The organism is Bdellovibrionota bacterium, assembly GCA_035292885.1.
Classification (GTDB): Bacteria; Bdellovibrionota_G; JALEGL01; order JALEGL01; family DATDPG01; genus DATDPG01.
Genome location: DATDPG010000033.1, coordinates 1 through 2,066, shown reverse-complemented (window position 1 = coordinate 2,066; position 2,066 = coordinate 1). Strand labels below are relative to the sequence as shown.

General features: G+C 54.9%; 2 protein-coding genes. Both read right to left on the bottom strand.

The genetic code is table 11. The annotated features are described in order from the left end of the window. On the bottom strand, window positions 1–632 hold a 632-nt coding region (locus VI895_02670), incomplete at its 3' end, for a replication protein (protein HLG18704.1). 312 nt (window positions 633–944) lie between these two features. Then, the gene (locus tag VI895_02665; protein HLG18703.1) at window positions 945–1,940 is read right to left on the bottom strand and encodes a GGDEF domain-containing protein; all 996 of its coding nucleotides are present in this window, start codon (window positions 1,938–1,940) and stop codon (window positions 945–947) included. Between the last annotated feature and the right edge of the window lie 126 nt (window positions 1,941–2,066).

Below are 2,066 nucleotides of genomic sequence, written 5' to 3'. Positions count from 1 at the left end.
TCACGGCCGGACACGTCGTTGAAAAGGAACGCAAACACGACTTGACCGCTGTGGGTCTGGGCTACGCCGGCCAGTGAGACCACGCCGGAAATCTGTCCGGACTTGGCTCGAACCTGCGCGGAGGCGTCGGAATTTTTGAGAGTTGGTCGACCTCGTCGGTTCCACGTTGAATTTTCTTCTGGGAAACTTTTTTTCCTAAAGTTCGGTAAAACTCCTCCGCCGATTTCCGGTACCCCCGGGGTACCAGTTTTCGGTACTCCCCCCTCTTCGCGTTTGAATCGCAGGGAATAGAAGTACGGCCGGCTTCCGCCATCGGCGCCGACCTGTCCGCGTTTTGTAATGATCCCTTTTTCTGCCAGTGTCCGTAAGGTGGGCATGAGAGCACTTTTGGAAAGGCCGACGCCGTGATCCAAAACTCGGCCATTTTTGATGCGGATTCCGGCAAGAAGCTGGTGAATGGAGATCGCATCTTCCCGTTTTTTGAAACCGAACGTCCGGCGGCAAACGTAGAGAACCACTTTCAGCTCTGCGCCGGTGAGCTGCGTGAGCAATTCATCGAACAGCTCGTCCGGGACCATGGTGTAGTTCGGGTTTGAAAATCCCTCGAATCGCTCTCGCGAAGTGGGATTCATTTCGCGCCGCCGCCGAATAGCTGTGAGTTGATTGTGAGCCAGCGCGAAGAAAATCGATCGAAAAGGGATGAAACCTTTGATAATCGCCTTGTCGTTATCCCGTGGAATTCATGGTTTTTGGATTCAAGGTCAACTGCTTTGAATTGCCGGAAGACCTTCCCTCTCTCTCCGATTTGGCTCCGTCCATCCCTAGCCCAATACAATCGTCGGATTCTTAAAAGTTACTGTCTGGGGAAAGATTCAGCCTACTGAATGATGTGCGGAGTCGATTATTATGTTTAGTGGCTGGAGACCTCTAGATCTAACATACGGTTATCGCTTCGGAAACTTGATCACTGAAGATCCAGGGGACGCTTCATAGTCGACCACCGCTCGGTTCCGGCCACCCTGTTTGGCCCGATACAGAGCCCGGTCCGCGTGCTCCACTAGCTCGTTGGCGTCGACGGCGTGCGTGGGATAAGCGCTCACCCCGATACTGATCGTAACGCTTCCACCGGGCTGCGTCTCGCACTCCGGAAAGGGATAGGTTTCCACCATCGCCCGGAGGCGATCGGCCTTCGTAATCGCTCCTTCCAACGGTGTGTCCGGAAGGAGCACGGCGAATTCCTCTCCGCCGTACCGCACGCAGATGTCGGATTCACGAAACGGCGCACTCTTGAATCCCTTGTCGGGCATACCTCTGAGAAGGGAGGAAAGAAGGGCGAGAAGCGCATCCCCGGCCGGGTGGCCGTTCGAATCGTTGTAATTCTTGAAATGATCGATGTCGAATATGATGAGCGAGAGCGGTTGCTTTGTGCGACGCGCACGGGAGACCTCCTCCGCCAGTCGCTGCTGGAATCCTCTCTTGTTGTACAGTCCGGTGAGCGGATCGGTCAGCGACAACTGGAGAAGACGCTCATTGAGGCGATCAAGTTCGCGGTTCCGATTGACAACGTATTCTGTGGCCGAGTAGACGAGTTTCGTCCACACTTCGGCGACGTTGCCGGAACGAACGAACTGGACGCCGAAATGCCCCTTGCGGCAGCTCCTCACGGTTCCGTTCCAAATCAGGCCGTGAACGAATCGGGCCCACTCCAAGTGTTTTGGAACTTCGAACGTGCACTCGATACGGGTTCCCACGGATAGGGCCGCGTCCGAGGAAAGACCCGCGCCGCCGCTGCTGACATCGTTGAGAATCGCCTTCGCATCGATGGGAGAAACAATCCACACACCGATGCCGCAGTTCGCGATGATGAGGCGGGGATGCAGTCGCGAAAGTCTATTGAGTCGGTCGAAGAGTTGGTCGAGCATCTCTTGAGGTTCCGTCAATAGGTGTGTAAAAGTTCAGGCGGCTTTTTTCCAATTTTGTTGATTCACTCGTAGCCCATCTTCAAATTTCACTCCGAGGTACACCTCCTTTAAGAGTTCCGGAGCGTTGAGCTTCCGGAATCTCGT